This window comes from Austwickia chelonae NBRC 105200, from assembly GCF_000298175.1.
Classification (GTDB): Bacteria; Actinomycetota; Actinomycetes; order Actinomycetales; family Dermatophilaceae; genus Austwickia; species Austwickia chelonae.
In genome coordinates this window covers 164,202-179,211 of sequence record NZ_BAGZ01000001.1, presented here as the reverse complement: position 1 = coordinate 179,211, position 15,010 = coordinate 164,202, and the positions used below count along the sequence as shown (strand labels likewise).

Sequence of the window (15,010 nt, the reverse complement as noted above, 5' to 3'; positions counted from 1 at the left end):
ACGTGTGAACCATGGGCCTCACAGTTATGACAGATGCCGCCATTGACCTGTTGTGAGACGGTCGTCTCGGAGATGGAGATCGCCATGGGCTTCACGCTGGCCGAAAAAGTGTGGGCGCAGCATGTCGTCAGATCGGCTCCCGGCGAGCCCGATCTGCTGTACATCGACCTGCATCTTCTCCATGAGGTCACCAGCCCCCAGGCCTTCGACGGGCTGCGCCTGGCCGGACGTGCTCTGCGCAGGCCGGAGCTCACCGTCGCCACCGAGGACCACAACGTACCCACCCTCCCCGGTCCGATCGAGGACCCGGTGAGTCGTACCCAGGTGGAGACGCTGCGCCGTAACTGCGAGGAATTCGGTGTCCGGCTCTACCCGATGGGACACGAGCGCCAGGGGATCGTGCACATCATCAGTCCGGAACTCGGGCTCACCCAGCCCGGGATGACCATCGTCTGCGGTGACTCCCACACCAGTACGCACGGAGCCTTCGGCGCCTTGGCCTTCGGGATCGGCACCAGTGAGGTCGAACATGTCATGGCCACTCAGACCCTGCCGTTGGTGCCTTTCCGGACGATGGCGGTCCACGTCGACGGAGAGCTGCCTCCCGGCGTCGGGGCCAAGGACATCGTCCTGGCGGTCATCTCCCGGATCGGGACCGGCGGTGGACAGGGGCATGTCATCGAGTACCGGGGGAGCGCGATCGAATCCCTCTCGATGGAGTCGCGGATGACCTTGTGCAATATGTCCATCGAGGCCGGGGCGAGAGCAGGCATGGTGGCTCCCGACGAGACGACCTTCGCGTATCTCCGGGGTCGCCCGCACGCCCCTGTCGGCGCCGACTGGGAGGCTGCGGTGGCCGACTGGCGGGCCTTGGCGAGTGATCCGGATGCGGTTTACGACACCGAGGTCCGCATCGAGGCGGCGAGCTTGAGCCACTTCGTGACCTGGGGCACCAATCCTGCGCAGGGCGCGCCGCTGTCGGACGTCGTACCTGATCCCTCGAGCCTGGGGGACGACGATGTCGCCCGTACCGCTGCCCGGGCTCTCGACTACATGGGGCTCGCGCCGGGCACTCCGCTGCGTGAGGTCGCGGTCGATGCCGTCTTCGTCGGCTCCTGCACCAATGGTCGGATCGAGGACCTGCGTGTGGTGTCCGAGGTCCTCCGGGGTCGGAGGGTCGCGGAGGGGACGCGTCTGCTCGTGGTTCCCGGCTCTGCTCAGGTGAAGGCACAGGCCGAGGCCGAGGGGATCGATGCGGTCGTCGTCGAGGCGGGTGGCCAGTGGCGCCTGCCCGGTTGCTCGATGTGTCTGGGGATGAACCCGGACCAGCTGTCGCCCGGAGAGCGATGTGCTTCCACGTCCAATCGCAACTTCGAAGGACGTCAGGGAAACGGGGGACGGACCCATCTGGTGAGTCCTGCGGTGGCTGCAGCAACGGCTGTCGTCGGAAGGCTGGCTTCTCCGGCCGACCTGCCGGAGGCAGATCTGCTTCCCCGCTGAACCCGCCCCGCAGCGGTTCGGCTGAGCCGGGTTCCTGTGTTCCTCTCGGCCGTGTTGCCCGAACTTTCGTGTCGCTCACTTGTCAGGAGGACGTCTGATGGAGAAGTTCACCACGCACACCGGTGTCGCGGTCCCGCTGCGGCGCACCAATGTGGATACGGATCAGATCATTCCGGCCTCGTATCTGAAGCGGGTGACTCGCTCTGGCTTCGATGACGGACTTTTCGCGCAATGGCGCTCCGATCCGAGCTTCGTTCTCAATAACCCTGTGTACCAAGCAGGTTCAGTCCTTGTCGCCGGATCAGACTTCGGAACAGGCAGTTCTCGCGAGCACGCGGTCTGGGCGCTAATGGATTACGGCTTTCGTGTCGTCGTATCATCTCGGTTCGCTGACATCTTCAGGGGCAACTCCGGTAAATCCGGGTTGCTCACCGCGCAGGTCAGCGCCAGTGACGCGGAGCTACTGCTGAAGCTATTGGAGGATGAACCTGGTGTGCAGGTCGCGGTGGACCTCACCGAACGTACGATCAGCTGTAAGGACGTGGTCGTTCCCTTTGACGTCGACGAGTACGTGCGATGGCGGCTCATGGAAGGCCTGGATGACATCGGTCTGACATTGCGCCACGAGCCGGACATCGCTGGCTACGAGGCTCGACGCCCCGCATACAAACCCACTGCCGGGGGCATCTGACCCAGGCAGTTCCTCGATTCGACTCCTGCCTCCGTGCGCCCTCGCGGCGCCACGGTGTCCGTACACGGTCCAGGGAGTGGTTCAGGGATCCCGCGAGGCGAGATATCGGGCTTCTCAGTGATGCTCGCGCAAAGACGTTGACGAATTCGGTCCGAGCTCACTTAAATGGTCGATGAGCTGCGCAGATATCCCTCAAGGGTCCTGCCTTGGTGGTCCTCTTGTGCCTCAGTCGCGAGCACACTCGCTGGGTTCCTCTGTGGTTCACGAGACCTCGGCCGATAAGGGGTGCGACCGTCCTCATCTGGACGAGTCACCTGGAAGTTCGGATAACAAGTCCTCTATGAGCGTGGCTGGCGCCGGTGCGCCGGAGCCCAACGCTCGGGGGAGAACCGTGGAGGAGCGTTCCCGCACAGGTCCCTCATCGCCTGAGCGTGGACGTGCACATGGATGTGGGGGGGCACGGTGCTCTCACCACAGCAGCGCGGCCGGTCCGCCGGTCGAGCCACCATCTCTGGAGGGAGAGGAAACACGTGAACAAGGCTGATCTGGTCGACGCTCTTGAGAGTCGACTCGGGGGGAAGAAGCAAGCCCAGGATGCCATCGAGGCAGTCTTCGATGTGATCATCCGCGAAGTTGCTCACGGTGGAAAGGTCGGGATCACCGGCTTCGGCACTTTCGAGCGCGCAGACCGTGCGGCCCGCACCGGACGCAACCCGCGTACCGGACAGTCGGTCCGTATCGAGTCGACTGCGGTGCCGAAGTTCCGTCCCGGCACGGCTTTCAAGATGTACGTCGCCGAGCCGGCGACCCTGCCCAAGGCTGGGCCGGCTGCTGCGCGTGCAGCCGCCGGGACCGCAGCTCAGGTGCGGGCCAAGAACGAAGCCACCATCGCAGCGAGCAAGAACAGCCGGGCCAAGAAGAAATCCGCCTGAGGATTTCCAGCCCAACCCCGCGTCCCTCCACGGGGCCGGGCGAGACCGTACTGCGGTGTGTGTCATTCTTCGTGGCGCACACCGCAGTCGTCTTTTCTCTTCCGGCGCGGAGTCATGTCGGGGCGGACTCAGGCAGTATCAGGGGTTGTCCCGGCAGGAGACTGACGTGGTTCGATCCCCGGTACGGAGATGCGGACGACCGATGCCGATTCGTCGAGGCCCAGCGACAGCCGCTGCCCGATGCGGAGGCGGTGGAACCCGGAGGATCTCACCACGGTCGCGCTGACGGTCAACACTTCTCCGGCATCGGTCACGACCTGGGCTTTTCCCGAAGCTTCGTCATAACGGTGCACACTTGCCTGCATAGATCTCAACCTAACCGGCGACTGAGCGCGAGGCATTCTCCATCCACTGGGCCTGGGTCCTGCAGGCCCTGCGGGCAGACACCTTGTCCGCGATGCCGGGCACTCCTGGTTTGATGATGCTCGTGTGAACCTGGCACCGGGGGAACCGGTGCAGGGCCCGAGGGCGGGTCTGGCGGACAACGAAGGAGAGGGCACGTGTCGTCGAGCAGGAGCGGAAGCGAAGGATTGAACGGCACCTATCGATTAGGGATGTTCTTCGCTCGGACCTCCATCGGGGCGCTGACTCGGGATCGATGGGCGGGTGCAGAGCATCTCCCCAAGAGCGGGGGCTTTCTCGTCTGCGCCAACCACATCTCGCAGGCCGACCCCTTCGCAGTGGCCCGTTTCCTGTACGACAGCGGGCACTTCCCTTATTTCCTGGCTAAGGAGTCCCTGTTCCGGGCGCCGGTGATCGGGCCGATCATGACGCGTTCGGGTCAGATCCCCGTCCATCGAGGGACCTCCCATGCCTCGCACGCCTTCCAGAGCGCCATCGACGCGGTCGCCGGTGGCAAGTGCGTGGTGCTCATGCCCGAGGGCACTTTGACCAAGGACCCGGACTGGTGGCCGATGACGGGCAAGACCGGCGCGGCCCGGGTCGCGCTGGCCACGGGCCGCCCGGTGATCCCTCTGGCGCAATGGGGTACACAGTTCATCCGCCACCGCAAGGCGGACAAAGGTATCCGGGTGGTCAGCCACATGTTGGCCGGCCCCGCGGTCAAGATGGACGACCTGTACGGTCAGGAACTTGACGGACCCTTGTTGCGCGAGGCCACCGAACGCATCATGTCTTCGATCACCGTTGAGCTGGAGAAGGTCCGTCGGCTCGAGGCACCACGTGGGCGTTGGGACCTGCGCGCCGGACGCCGGATCGAGCGGGTGACCCGGGAGGACTTCCGGTGAGGCAGGTCGCCGTCATGGGCTCCGGCAGCTGGGGAACGGCCTTCGCGATGATTCTGGCCGATGCCGGGTGCCAGGTCAGGCTGTGGGGGCGACGTCCTGAACTCGCTGCGTCCATCGAGGAGCACCGGATCAACCCGGACTATCTCCCCGGCGTTCGGTTGCCCGACGAGATCCGGGCGACCAGCGATCCAGGGATCGCTCTTGACGGGGCGGAGGTCGTCGTCCTGGCGATTCCCAGCCAGCGTCTGAGGGAGACACTGGCCCGGTGGGGGGCGGCTATCCCGGCGAGGGCTGTCGTGGTCTCCTTGGCCAAGGGGATCGAGCTGGGGACCAAGCTGCGCATGTCCCAGGTGATCGAGGAGTCGGCCGGGGTCGCGCCGGATCGGATCGTCGTGGTGACCGGGCCGAACCTCTCCCACGAGATCGCAGCCAGACAGCCTGCGGCGGCTGTGGTCGCCTCGGTGAACCGATCGGCTGCCGCCCAGGTGGCCGAGTGTGTCGCCAGCCCGTCCTTCCGCCCCTACACCGATACCGATGTGATCGGGTGCGAGCTTGGCGGAGCGACCAAGAATGTCGTGGCGGTGGCCGTGGGGACGGCTGCAGGCCTCGGTTTCGGTGATAACACCCGAGCCACTCTGATCACCCGCGGGCTGGCCGAGACGGTCCGTCTGGGAACAGTACTGGGCGCCGAGCCGCAGACCTTCCAAGGGCTGGCAGGTGTGGGCGACCTGATCGCCACATGTATGTCGCCGCTCTCCCGGAATCATTCGGTCGGAGTGGCCTTGGGACAGGGACACAGCCTCGAGGAGATCGTGGCAGCGACTCGGCAGACCGCCGAGGGGGTCAAGTCCTGCGAATCGATTCTGGCTTTGGCCCAGGACCACGGCGTCGAGCTGCCCCTGGTGGAAGCCGTGGTTGCGGTGGTGCACGACGGGCACCACCCCGCCCTGGTCGCCCGTGCGCTCATGGCACGGGAGCTGAAAGCGGAGAAAATTTAGCCGATAACATTCACCAGTCAATTCGGTGATCAGCACCGACCTCTTCGAGGGCGAATGAGAAAGTGGCGTCCATGACCGCTAGCGACAAGTCGGACAGTAACCAAGAACAGGGTCTAAGACGTGGTTTGAAAGCTCGCCACATCAACATGATCGCCATCGGGGGTGCGATCGGGACCGGTCTCTTCGTCGCCTCCGGCGCAAGTATCAGCACGGCGGGACCTGGCGGCGCGCTGCTGGCCTACGCGGCGATCGGTCTGATGGTCTACCTGCTGATGCAGAGTCTGGGGGAGATGTCCACCTACCTGCCGGTCGCAGGGTCCTTCGAGGCCTACGGCACACGTTTCGTCAGTCGCTCCTTCGGGTTCGCCACCGGATGGAACTACTGGTTCAACTGGGCTATCACCGTCGCCGCCGAGCTGGTGGCTGCCTCCCTGGTGATGAAGTACTGGTTGCCTGACGTCCCGGCCTGGATCTGGTCCGCGATCTTCCTCACCCTGCTCTTCCTCCTCAACGCGATCAGCGTGAAGGCCTTCGGCGAGAGCGAGTTCTGGTTCGCTGGCATCAAGGTGATCACCATCATCGTCTTCCTGGGTATCGGAGTTCTGATGATCATGGGTGTCCTGGGCGGGAGCTCCCCCGGGACGAGTAACTGGACGTTGGGCGATGCGCCCTTCGTGGGCGGGATGCCGGCGGTGCTGGCCATCTTCATGATCGCCGGGTTCTCCTTCCAGGGCACCGAGCTCATCGGGGTTGCCGCTGGTGAGGCGAAAGAACCGGAGAAGACCATCCCCAAGGCGATCAAGGCGGTCTTCTTCCGGATCATGCTTTTCTACATCGGCGCCATCGGCATCATCGGTTTCCTGATTCCGTACACCGACAAACGGCTTCTGGACAGTGGCGTCGAGGCGGTGGCTGTGTCCCCGTTCACCCTGGTCTTCGAACGTGCGGGTATTGCAGGGGCCGCGGCGCTGTTGAACGCGGTGATCCTGACCTCGATCCTGTCTGCAGGGAACTCAGGGATGTTCGCCTCGACCCGGATGCTGTATTCGCTCGCCCTGGACGGTAAAGCACCGCGCTTCCTGGCGACCACCAACAAACGCGGCGTACCGATGGCAGCGTTGGTCGCGACCACCGCGATCGGCGCTCTGTGTTTCCTCACCAGCCTGATCGGCGACGGGGGCGCCTATACCTGGCTGGTCAGCGCGTCCGGATTGGCCGGCTTCATCACCTGGATGGGGATCGCCTGGTGTCACTACCGCTTCCGTAAGGCCTTTGTCGCCCAAGGGCATGATCCGTCGGAGCTGCCGTACCGGGCGCGTTGGTTCCCCCTGGGGCCGATCCTCGCTTTGGTGATGTGCGCCGTGGTGATCCTGGGGCAGAACTACCAAGCTGTCATCGGTGAGATCAAGGTGGAAGCCCTGCTCTCCTCATACATCGGTCTTCCGCTCTTCCTGGTGCTGTGGGGAGGGCACAAACTCATCACCCGTGCACCAGCGGTCGATGCCAAGTCAGCCGACTTGAGCAGGGGATGAGCTGCCGCTGAAGGGACTTCGCGCCTCGGCCGGAAATCATGTTCAGCGGCTTCCGGCCGGATCGCGGAGATTGTTCTGAACTTGAGATTGAACACTCGCCCTGGTCCGTCCGGAGAACGCGTAGAGTCTTCGGCGATGAGCACGCAGCAATCTCATAAGCCCCGTATCGCCCTGGTCTTCGGGGGGCGGTCCTCCGAACATTCGGTCTCCTGTGTCACTGCCGCCAGTGTCCTCGCCGCGATCGACAAGGATCGTTACGAAGTGGTCCCGATCGGGATCACCGAGGAGGGGCGTTGGGTGCTGCAGGACGGTGACCTGCACGAGCTGACCTTCTCCGGTCAGGAACTACCGAAGGTGTCGCAACGCTCCGTCGAAGTCGTGCCGCCCAGGAGCAGCGACGATCGTTCGTGGATGCTCCTCGAGCCAGGCAAGGCCCCGGTTGAGTTGGGCGAGATCGACGTCGTCTTCCCGCTCCTGCACGGCCCTTTCGGTGAGGACGGTACTGTCCAGGGGATGCTCGAACTGGTCGATATCCGTTATGTCGGTTCGGGAGTGCTCGCTTCCGCACTCATGATGGACAAACAGTTCATGAAAATGGCCTTCATCGAGGCCGGGTTGGACGTCGGTCCTTATGTCGTGATCACCGACAAAGAATGGCGCCGAGACCCGGACGGTGCGCTCGCTCGTTGCGAGAAACTGGCCTATCCCCTGTTCGTCAAGCCTTGCCGGGGAGGGTCGAGCATGGGTGTTGTCCGGGTCGCCGGACCGGAGGAACTGAGAGCTGCGGTAGAGGTCGCCCGCGAGCACGACCCGAAGGTGATGATCGAGGAAGGCATCCTCGGCCGAGAGATCGAGTGCGGCGTCCTCGAAGGCCGGGCGGGCCGGCCTGATCGTGCGAGTGAGCTCGGCGAGATCGCTGTGGAGCATGGACACGACCTGTACGACTTCGATGCGAAATATCTGCATGCCGAAGACGTGAGATTGTCCTGCCCCGCTGAGCTTCCGGTGGAGGACGCCGATCGCATGCGGGCGGAAGCGCTGATCGCTTTTGCTGCTGCGGGCTGTGAGGGGTTGGCGAGAGTTGATTTCTTCTACACCTCGGACCGGCGGATCGTGATCAACGAGATCAACACGATGCCGGGCTTCACTTCGACTTCCATGTATCCGCAGGTGTGGGCGGAGACCGGGGTGAGCTATCCAGAGCTGATCAGCGAACTCGTCGAGCTGGCGCGGGAGCGTCGGATCGGCTTGCGCTGACTCGCCCTGCCGTTCACCTGCACGTGTGCGGTCCTTGGGGAATCTTCGCGGCTGCCCCGGCGAAAGCGCCCAGGAGCAGAGGCTCCGGGGCGTATTCGTGAGGGACCAGGATCTCGATGGCGGGTGTCCGCCCGTAGGTGACGAAGGCCATCCCGTCGGTGAGCCGTCGGCCGACCCAGTCGACGCCGTCGGCAGCAATACAGTCGTCGGTGGTCGGCCCCGGGGAGTTTACGCCGCAACGAGCGATGATCATGGGTTCTCCCCATGCCGCAGCAGCCGTCGGATTCCCACGGACAGCTCTGCGATCCTGACCGGCGACCTGGCGGGGCCAGTGCTCGGCGACCTGAAGACATGATTCGTCGGAGGCATGTTCTGCCGGTGACACAGTCGGGCCACGTCCGGCGCTGAACCAGTAGCCTGCGGCGAGAAGGAACACGCAGATGAGGAACGCGGAAAGAATGGTCTGGGCTCTCGTCGGGCGATGTGCTTCCACTCGGGGGTCCACCGAGATCCGGGGGATCCTCAGACATGCACGACGGTACAGGTGGTCGTTCGAGTGATGCTCGGCACTTCCTGGATACGAGCGATGACCAGTTTGCCGAGAGCTTCGATCGACTCGGCCTCGAGATGTGCGATCACGTCATAAGGGCCGGTGACCTCTGCGGTTTCGACGACACCGTCCAGCTCACCGATGGTGTTGGCGACGATTGAGGATTTGCCGACCTCGGTCTGGATGAGGATGTAGGCCTGAACCATGTGAACCTCCTAGACGCCTTCAGCGGGAACCTCCCACCTGAAGCACGCTACCCTGCCCTGACGACTTCGAGCGGAGGAACACTGCACAATGTCCACGTCCCCGTCGAACCAGCCGGAGCGCCGAGCTCGTCTCGGTGATCTGAGCGAAGAGGAAGTACTCCGCATCATCCTGCCGTTGATGGCTGTCCCCGACGAGCGGGTTCTCGTCGGGCCAGGTGACGACGCTGCCGTGATGTCGGCAGGGGACGGACGCTTCGTCACCTCGACCGACGCCTCGATGAGAAATATCGATTGGCGTGACGACTGGTCGTCCGGAGACGAGGTCGGTCGGAAGATCGTGGCGCAGAATCTTGCGGATGTAGCAGCCATGGGCGCGGTTCCGGCAGGTTTGCTGGTGACACTTTTGGCGGGTGCGGACACCGAGATCGCGTGGGTCGAGGACCTGGCCCGGGGGATCGGTGAGTCCTGTCTGGAGGCTGGCTGTCCTGTCCTCGGCGGCGACCTGGGAGGTGCTCCCGCTGGGGTGGTGGTCCTGTCGGTGACTTCTTTCGGAGATCTGCAGGGCAGAGCCCCGGTGCTCCGATCCGGGGCGCAGAGGGGAGATGTCGTCGCGGTGGCTGGGTCTCTGGGCAGATCGGGTGCAGGCCTGGCTCTTCTCCACAATGCGCCCTCAGATCTGTCGGCGAAGAAGGCCGCGCAGGAGTTGATCGACCTGCATCGGGTTCCTCGGCCGCCCTTGGCCGCAGGACCTCGAGCGGCCGAAGCTGGTGCGCATGCGCTGATCGATATCAGCGACGGGTTGATTCGCGATGCAGGACGGGTCGCTTCAGCCAGCGGCGTTCGCGTGTCTCTCTTTTCAGAGCAACTGGCTGCGGATGTCGACGCCATCTCGGCAGTCTGGGGGAGGACGAAGGCTCTCGAGATGGTTCTCACAGGCGGCGAGGAACACGCTCTGCTCGCCTTCTTCCCACCGAATATTTCTCTTCCCGACGGCTTTCGCCGGATCGGTGAAGTGACCGTCGGTACAGGAGTGACGGTGGACGGCGAGCGGAGGCAGGGCGGAGGATGGGATCATTTCGGCGGTTGAGAAATGGTCCAGGGAACGACAAAAACCGTTCCCGCTAACGGGAACGGTTGTCGTCGACGAACGCTAAGGAATCAGCGCTTGACCTTTCCTGCTTTGAGGCAGGAAGTGCAGACATTGAGCCGCTTCGGGGTGACACCTGCTTCGCCGACGAACGCCTTGACCCGCTGGATGTTCGGGGTCCAACGGCGGTTCGTGCGGCGGTGTGAGTGCGAGATGCTGTGACCGAAGGTCGGCCCCTTGCCGCAGACATCGCAGTTGGCAGCCACGGGAATCTCCTACGGGGACGTGATGATGATCGTGGGACTCCCCAGGTACAAAAAACTACATTCGTACTCAGGGAACCGGTCAAGCGTAGCCGAGGGCAGGGCGCAAGCCCAAATGCAGTCGACAACCGGCGGGGACATCGGCCGAAATCGGAGGTGTGTTCCTTGTCGGAGAGGGCAGTTAGCCTTCTGTGTCGAAAGCCTGGGAAAGTTCGCAGAGAGTGATCGCCTCATCGAAGGAGAACTTGTGGCTGAGGTGATCGAAGTGCTGATTCCGGAGAAGGCCCGACGGCAGATGGCAGCGGGATGTGCCGCTGCGAGCACCGACGGTAGCTCCGGGACAGTTCTCTGTCAGACGCCGTGCGTCCGCGCAGTGCTACCCGCCGACGAACCCCGATACGGCGGAGAAATGGTCCATGCCCGTCGAGGCCGGGGCGGAACGACGGCGCCGACCCCCGTCTGCCGGGGGATGTCGCAGGGAAAGGACGAGCAATGGTCACTCTCCGCACACCGTTGAAGAATGCACTCCCCGCCCATGCAGCCAAGCAACTGAACTCTCATCGTGGCCTGGAGACCGTCGAAGATCTTCTGTGGTTCCTGCCCCGGCGATACCTGGACCGACAGACCGACCTGGGATCTCTCCGAGAGGGGGATCCGATCGCCTTCGTCGGGCAGGTCGTCACGGCCAGCACCCGGCGGATGCTCCACCGACGGGGACGGATGCTCAATGCCACCGTCCGTACGACAGGAGGGCAGGAGATCGATCTGACCTTCTTCTCCGCCTATGGCCACGAACTCGCGCTGAAGTCGGGAGTTCGTGGCATCTTCGCAGGCCAGGTCGGCCGTTACGGTGCTCGATGGCAGTTGGCGCATCCGGCCTACGAAGTATTCGGCGAGGAGGACTCCGGCGACCGGACAAGTCTGGACGGAGTCGAGCTCTTCCCCATCTATCTGGACGTGCCCAAATTGCCTTCGTTCACGATCAGTCGTCTGGCTGCTCAGACCCTTCTGATGATGGAGGAACCTCCTGCCCTGGTGCCGGAGGAGGTTCGGTGCAGACGTGAACTACCGACTTTCGTCCAGGCCATGGAAATGGTCCATCGGCCCAAGAAGCACGCTGACCACCACCGGGGGATGAAGGCCCTGAAGTACGAAGAGGCCCTCGTCCTGCAAGTCGTCCTAGCCAAGCGTCGGAATGAGCAGGCCCAGGCGATGGCCGTTCCTCGTGATCAGCACGGCGCAGGTTTGTTGACCGAATTCGACCGCCGCATGCCCTTCACGCTGACCGATGGGCAGACCAGGGTCTGTGACGAGATTCTCGCCGACCTGGCCCGGAAACGTCCGATGAACCGCCTGCTCCAGGGTGAGGTGGGCTCGGGCAAGACCGTGGTGGCCCTCCGGGCGATGCTCGCTGTGGTCGACGCCGGCGGGCAGGCTGTGCTCCTGGCGCCGACTGAGGTTCTGGCAGCTCAACATTTCCGCTCCATCCGAGGGCTGCTCGGTGACCTGGCCGAGGGCGGACTGCTCGGTGGATCGACGCGTGGGACGACGGTCACCTTGCTCACCGGGCACCAGAACACGACCGAGCGTCGTAGAGCTCTCCTGGAAGCGGCGTCTGGTCAGGCCGGGATCGTCGTGGGCACTCACGCGCTTCTTCAAGACGGGGTCGATTTCGCCGACCTGGGACTGGTCGTAGTCGACGAGCAGCATCGATTCGGGGTGGAGCAGCGTGACAGTCTGCGGAAGAAGGCTCGCGCAGGCACTCCGCACGTCTTGGTGATGACCGCGACGCCGATCCCACGTACGGTAGCGATGACAGTCTTCGGCGACATGGACACCTCTGTCCTGGACCAGGTTCCCGCCGGCCGTTCACCGATCGTCTCCCATGTGGTGGACAACCCCCGCTGGTACGACAGAACCTGGGAACGACTTGCCGAAGAGGTGCGCGGCGGGCATCAGGCCTATGTCGTCTGCCCTCGGATCGGCGAGTCGGACGAGGACACCGACCTCTTCGCTCTCTCCGCAGAGGAGGCGATGCAGGGGGAACACGAAGTGGACAACTTCTACGGGGACGAGGAATACGACGAGTGGGGCGACCCACTCCCGGATCCGGATCTGAGCAGTGGAGAGTCCGGGCGGAGAGGAACCCGCCCACCTCGAGGGGTTTTGTCCACATTGGAGGAGCTTCGAGAACACCCGGCTCTGCAAGGGTTGCGGATCGGACTCCTGCACGGGCGGCTCCCTGCGGAGGAGAAAGAATCCGTGATGAATGCCTTCTCCGGGGGCGAGATCGACGTTCTTGTCGCCACCACCATCGTCGAGGTCGGGGTCGACGTTCCCAATGCGACGACCATGGTCGTGTTGGACGCCGATCGTTTCGGAGTCAGCCAGCTCCATCAGCTGCGGGGGCGGGTCGGCCGGGGAACGGCAGCCGGACTGTGTCTCCTGGTGACCGGTTCCCGGTCCTCGGCGGCTCGCGAGCGACTGGGGGCGGTGGCATCGACGACGGACGGGTTCGAGCTGTCCCGGCTCGACCTGCGTCAACGCAGAGAGGGCGATGTCCTGGGCGCCAAACAGGCCGGGGGAGCTTCCTCCCTGAAAGTTCTGAGGGTCCGCACCGATGAACAGATCATCGTCCAGGCCAGGGAGGACGCACTCGCTATCGTGGGCGAGGATGCTTCGTTGACCAGGTACCCGGTTCTGGCTGCTGCGGTTGACCACATGATGGATGCAGAACGGGCAGCTTTCCTGGAACGAGGATGACGAGATGACACGTATCGTGGCCGGGGCGGCTGGTGGCCTGCGGCTGTCGACCCCCCCAGGATCGGGAACGAGGCCGACGAGTGACCGGGTGAGGGAGGCGCTCTTCTCCCGTCTGGAACACCTGGGCGCGGTGGAGGGCGCTCGGGTGTTGGATCTTTACGCAGGTTCGGGAGCTTTGGGCCTGGAAGCCATGAGCCGGGGAGCGATCGAGGTCGTTCTCGTGGAGCAGGCCCGGGCTGCGGCTGGTGTGGCTCGGCGGAATCTCGCCTTGGTGACGGAGTCTTGCCGGGGCCGTTCTCCTGTTCCGGCGGGAGCGGTCCGGAGCGATTCGGTCCAGCGATTCCTAGGGGGCGGCGCGATGACGAATCCGTATGACCTGGTACTGTCCGACCCCCCTTACGACTTGGGGGACGAGCGTCTGTCGGAGGATTTGGATCTTCTTGTCCACCGCGGCTGGTTGACCGACTCGGCAGTAGTGGTGGTGGAACGCTCCACCCGTTCCTTGGAGCCCGCCTGGCCTCAGGGACTGCGGAGGTTTTCGGAGAAGCGATATGGCGAAACGCAATTGTGGTTCGCGGAGACAGACCTGAACCCAGGGGCATTTACCGATGTCGAACATCCTTAGTCCATAACCAAGAAGAACGTTCGGGGTAAAGACGACGTGTTCGGGGCTGGAGTGCCATGCTGTGTTCTTCTTTCTTTGTCGTGCTGAGCGGATGGAGACGAAACTGAGGCTTCTTCTCAGGCAGCAGCCGGTCTGCTCTCATCGAGGTTGTCTCTGGTGCTTCTTTTCGCATCCGGTGGCGACGGTGACATCTGGGTCTCTGCTTGGTTGCGTCTCGATTACGAACAGGCCATCTGTGCGGCGAGTGGTCATGTGCACACATGAGCCGCGGATAGAGTCCGACAGGTGAGCAGATCGCAGCGAGCTCGTTGGCGGCATGCCGCTGTATGGGTCGTGACAGGAGTGGCCTTGTGCGCCATGCTCATCGGTGCCGACTCAGCGTTATGGGGCTTAGTCGTCATGTCCGTGTGCCTGGCGGCAGCCTGGGTGTCCTCTCCTTTGCGGCAGGACCGTTCGTTGACCCATTGGGATGCGCAGCAACGTCATGTACGTGACGGGTTCGTCGTGGTCTACTGGCGTCCTGGGTCCTGGGGATGTCTCCGCCTACGTTCGGCACTTCGTTCTGTGTCCGGTCAGATCCTGTGGGTCAATGTGTGGGCCGATGACGAGGCAGCTGCCTTCGTACGTGATGTGAACGGAGGTGCGGAGGTGGTTCCGACCGCCATCTTGAGGAATGGCGACGCCGTCAGTCATCCCACTCCGGAGGCGCTACGGGCGGATCTGAGTGCCCGCACCGCCTGAGCAGAGCCTTCACTGTTAGGTTTTTCGATGTGAGCGTTGTCCGTCGTTGCGTCTGTCCCGGGTCGTACGACCCGGTCACCCTCGGCCACCTGGATGTGATCACCAGGGCTTGTGGTCTGTACGACGAGGTCGTGGTCGCCATCCTGCACAATCCGGCCAAACAAGGCCTCTTCACTCCGCAGGAGCGGCTCGAGATGGTCGAGAAGGAGCTCTCAGACGCGGGCCTGACCACGGTGCGGGTCGTGACCTTCGCCGATCGACTTCTGGTCGATGTCTGCAGGGACCTGGGGGTGCAAGCCATCATCAAGGGGTTGCGGGGGGAGACCGACTACAGCTACGAGTTGCCGATGGCGGTGATGAATCGTCATCTGACGGGGGTCGAGACTCTTTTCCTGCCCGGAGAACCTACTTACAGTCAGGTCTCTTCATCCTTGATGAAGGAAGTTGCTCGTTTGGGGGGAGATATCTCCGGCTTGGTCTCCGTCCGAGTACGGCAAGCTTTGCAGGACCGACTGGCGAGTTCACGCTGAGTATCGACAGTTCTCCGGCTTGTTCGGG

The 15,010-nt window shown here is 63.6% G+C and carries 16 protein-coding genes; 12 read left to right on the top strand and 4 right to left on the bottom strand.

Annotation, left to right across the window (positions count from 1 at the left end; genetic code table 11):
* Positions 1-84 precede the first annotated feature (84 nt).
* The 3 genes from leuC (at position 85) to AUCHE_RS00805 (ending at position 3,123) form a co-directional block, all read left to right on the top strand.
* Positions 85-1,500, top strand: coding sequence for a 3-isopropylmalate dehydratase large subunit (gene leuC / locus AUCHE_RS00815; RefSeq protein ID WP_052024742.1), 1,416 nt, complete (start codon positions 85-87; stop codon positions 1,498-1,500).
* A 97-nt stretch (positions 1,501-1,597) separates the two neighbouring features.
* Positions 1,598-2,191, top strand: coding sequence for a 3-isopropylmalate dehydratase small subunit (leuD, locus tag AUCHE_RS00810; protein ID WP_006501353.1), 594 nt, complete (start codon positions 1,598-1,600; stop codon positions 2,189-2,191).
* Between the two features lie 530 nt (positions 2,192-2,721).
* Positions 2,722-3,123: an HU family DNA-binding protein gene (locus tag AUCHE_RS00805; RefSeq protein WP_006501352.1), complete on the top strand. Its 402-nt coding sequence runs from the start codon at positions 2,722-2,724 to the stop codon at positions 3,121-3,123.
* A 128-nt stretch (positions 3,124-3,251) separates the two neighbouring features.
* Here AUCHE_RS00805 and AUCHE_RS00800 read toward each other — a convergent pair whose 3' ends face one another.
* Positions 3,252-3,488: a hypothetical protein gene (locus AUCHE_RS00800; protein WP_006501351.1), complete on the bottom strand. Its 237-nt coding sequence runs from the start codon at positions 3,486-3,488 to the stop codon at positions 3,252-3,254.
* A gap of 249 nt (positions 3,489-3,737) precedes the next feature.
* Here AUCHE_RS00800 and AUCHE_RS00795 point away from each other — a divergent pair, with 249 nt between their 5' ends.
* The 4 genes from AUCHE_RS00795 (at position 3,738) to AUCHE_RS00780 (ending at position 8,217) form a co-directional block, all read left to right on the top strand.
* Positions 3,738-4,430, top strand: a complete 693-nt coding sequence (locus AUCHE_RS00795; RefSeq protein WP_143115173.1) for a lysophospholipid acyltransferase family protein — start codon at positions 3,738-3,740, stop codon at positions 4,428-4,430.
* Positions 4,427-5,428, top strand: coding sequence for an NAD(P)H-dependent glycerol-3-phosphate dehydrogenase (locus AUCHE_RS00790; protein ID WP_006501349.1), 1,002 nt, complete (start codon positions 4,427-4,429; stop codon positions 5,426-5,428). Before AUCHE_RS00795 ends, AUCHE_RS00790 begins: the two co-directional genes overlap by 4 nt.
* Positions 5,429-5,499: 71 nt before the next feature.
* Positions 5,500-6,960, top strand: a complete 1,461-nt coding sequence (locus tag AUCHE_RS00785) for an amino acid permease (RefSeq protein ID WP_006501348.1) — start codon at positions 5,500-5,502, stop codon at positions 6,958-6,960.
* A gap of 135 nt (positions 6,961-7,095) precedes the next feature.
* A complete protein-coding gene (locus AUCHE_RS00780) occupies positions 7,096-8,217 on the top strand; it encodes a D-alanine--D-alanine ligase family protein (RefSeq protein ID WP_006501347.1) in 1,122 nt (373 codons plus the stop codon).
* 13 nt (positions 8,218-8,230) lie between these two features.
* Here AUCHE_RS00780 and AUCHE_RS00775 read toward each other — a convergent pair whose 3' ends face one another.
* Positions 8,231-8,653 carry a DUF3515 family protein gene (locus AUCHE_RS00775; RefSeq protein ID WP_246785318.1) on the bottom strand — a complete coding sequence of 141 codons (423 nt, stop codon included), beginning with the start codon at positions 8,651-8,653 and terminating at the stop codon, positions 8,231-8,233.
* Between the two features lie 86 nt (positions 8,654-8,739).
* Positions 8,740-8,973 carry an Lrp/AsnC family transcriptional regulator gene (locus tag AUCHE_RS00770; RefSeq protein WP_006501345.1) on the bottom strand — a complete coding sequence of 78 codons (234 nt, stop codon included), beginning with the start codon at positions 8,971-8,973 and terminating at the stop codon, positions 8,740-8,742.
* Positions 8,974-9,061: 88 nt separating this feature from the next.
* On the opposite strand from AUCHE_RS00770, the gene AUCHE_RS00765 reads away from it, so the two are divergent.
* On the top strand, positions 9,062-10,060 hold the full coding sequence (locus AUCHE_RS00765; protein ID WP_006501344.1) for a thiamine-phosphate kinase: 999 nt from the start codon (positions 9,062-9,064) through the stop codon (positions 10,058-10,060).
* Positions 10,061-10,131: 71 nt separating this feature from the next.
* Here the strand turns inward: AUCHE_RS00765 and rpmB are convergent, their stop codons facing one another.
* Positions 10,132-10,326 (bottom strand): 50S ribosomal protein L28, encoded by a 195-nt coding sequence (gene rpmB / locus AUCHE_RS00760; protein ID WP_006501343.1) that lies wholly within the window; start codon positions 10,324-10,326, stop codon positions 10,132-10,134.
* 489 nt (positions 10,327-10,815) lie between these two features.
* On the opposite strand from rpmB, the gene AUCHE_RS00755 reads away from it, so the two are divergent.
* From AUCHE_RS00755 to coaD, 4 genes are all read left to right on the top strand, one after another.
* The gene (locus AUCHE_RS00755) at positions 10,816-13,086 is read left to right on the top strand and encodes an ATP-dependent DNA helicase RecG (protein ID WP_006501341.1); all 2,271 of its coding nucleotides are present in this window, start codon (positions 10,816-10,818) and stop codon (positions 13,084-13,086) included.
* Between the two features lie 4 nt (positions 13,087-13,090).
* Positions 13,091-13,711 (top strand): 16S rRNA (guanine(966)-N(2))-methyltransferase RsmD, encoded by a 621-nt coding sequence (gene rsmD, locus AUCHE_RS00750; RefSeq protein WP_006501340.1) that lies wholly within the window; start codon positions 13,091-13,093, stop codon positions 13,709-13,711.
* A 285-nt stretch (positions 13,712-13,996) separates the two neighbouring features.
* Complete coding sequence (locus AUCHE_RS00745; RefSeq protein ID WP_143115110.1) at positions 13,997-14,452, top strand: thioredoxin domain-containing protein; 456 nt, start codon at positions 13,997-13,999, stop codon at positions 14,450-14,452.
* Positions 14,453-14,481: 29 nt separating this feature from the next.
* The gene (gene coaD / locus AUCHE_RS00740) at positions 14,482-14,982 is read left to right on the top strand and encodes a pantetheine-phosphate adenylyltransferase (protein WP_006501338.1); all 501 of its coding nucleotides are present in this window, start codon (positions 14,482-14,484) and stop codon (positions 14,980-14,982) included.
* Positions 14,983-15,010: the final 28 nt, after the last annotated feature.

Excerpts from the sequence above, each read along its gene's own strand:
- leuD (WP_006501353.1), top strand. The coding sequence starts at position 1,598 with ATGGAGAAGTTCACCACGCACACCGGTGTCGCGGTCCCGCTGCGGCGC.
- AUCHE_RS00765 (WP_006501344.1), top strand. The coding sequence starts at position 9,062 with ATGTCCACGTCCCCGTCGAACCAGCCGGAGCGCCGAGCTCGTCTCGGT.
- AUCHE_RS00800 (WP_006501351.1), bottom strand. The coding sequence starts at position 3,488 with ATGCAGGCAAGTGTGCACCGTTATGACGAAGCTTCGGGAAAAGCCCAG.
- AUCHE_RS00785 (WP_006501348.1), top strand. The coding sequence starts at position 5,500 with ATGACCGCTAGCGACAAGTCGGACAGTAACCAAGAACAGGGTCTAAGA.
- AUCHE_RS00795 (WP_143115173.1), top strand. The coding sequence starts at position 3,738 with ATGTTCTTCGCTCGGACCTCCATCGGGGCGCTGACTCGGGATCGATGG.
- leuC (WP_052024742.1), top strand. The coding sequence starts at position 85 with ATGGGCTTCACGCTGGCCGAAAAAGTGTGGGCGCAGCATGTCGTCAGA.
- rsmD (WP_006501340.1), top strand. The coding sequence starts at position 13,091 with ATGACACGTATCGTGGCCGGGGCGGCTGGTGGCCTGCGGCTGTCGACC.
- AUCHE_RS00770 (WP_006501345.1), bottom strand. The coding sequence starts at position 8,973 with ATGGTTCAGGCCTACATCCTCATCCAGACCGAGGTCGGCAAATCCTCA.
- AUCHE_RS00780 (WP_006501347.1), top strand. The coding sequence starts at position 7,096 with ATGAGCACGCAGCAATCTCATAAGCCCCGTATCGCCCTGGTCTTCGGG.
- AUCHE_RS00755 (WP_006501341.1), top strand. The coding sequence starts at position 10,816 with ATGGTCACTCTCCGCACACCGTTGAAGAATGCACTCCCCGCCCATGCA.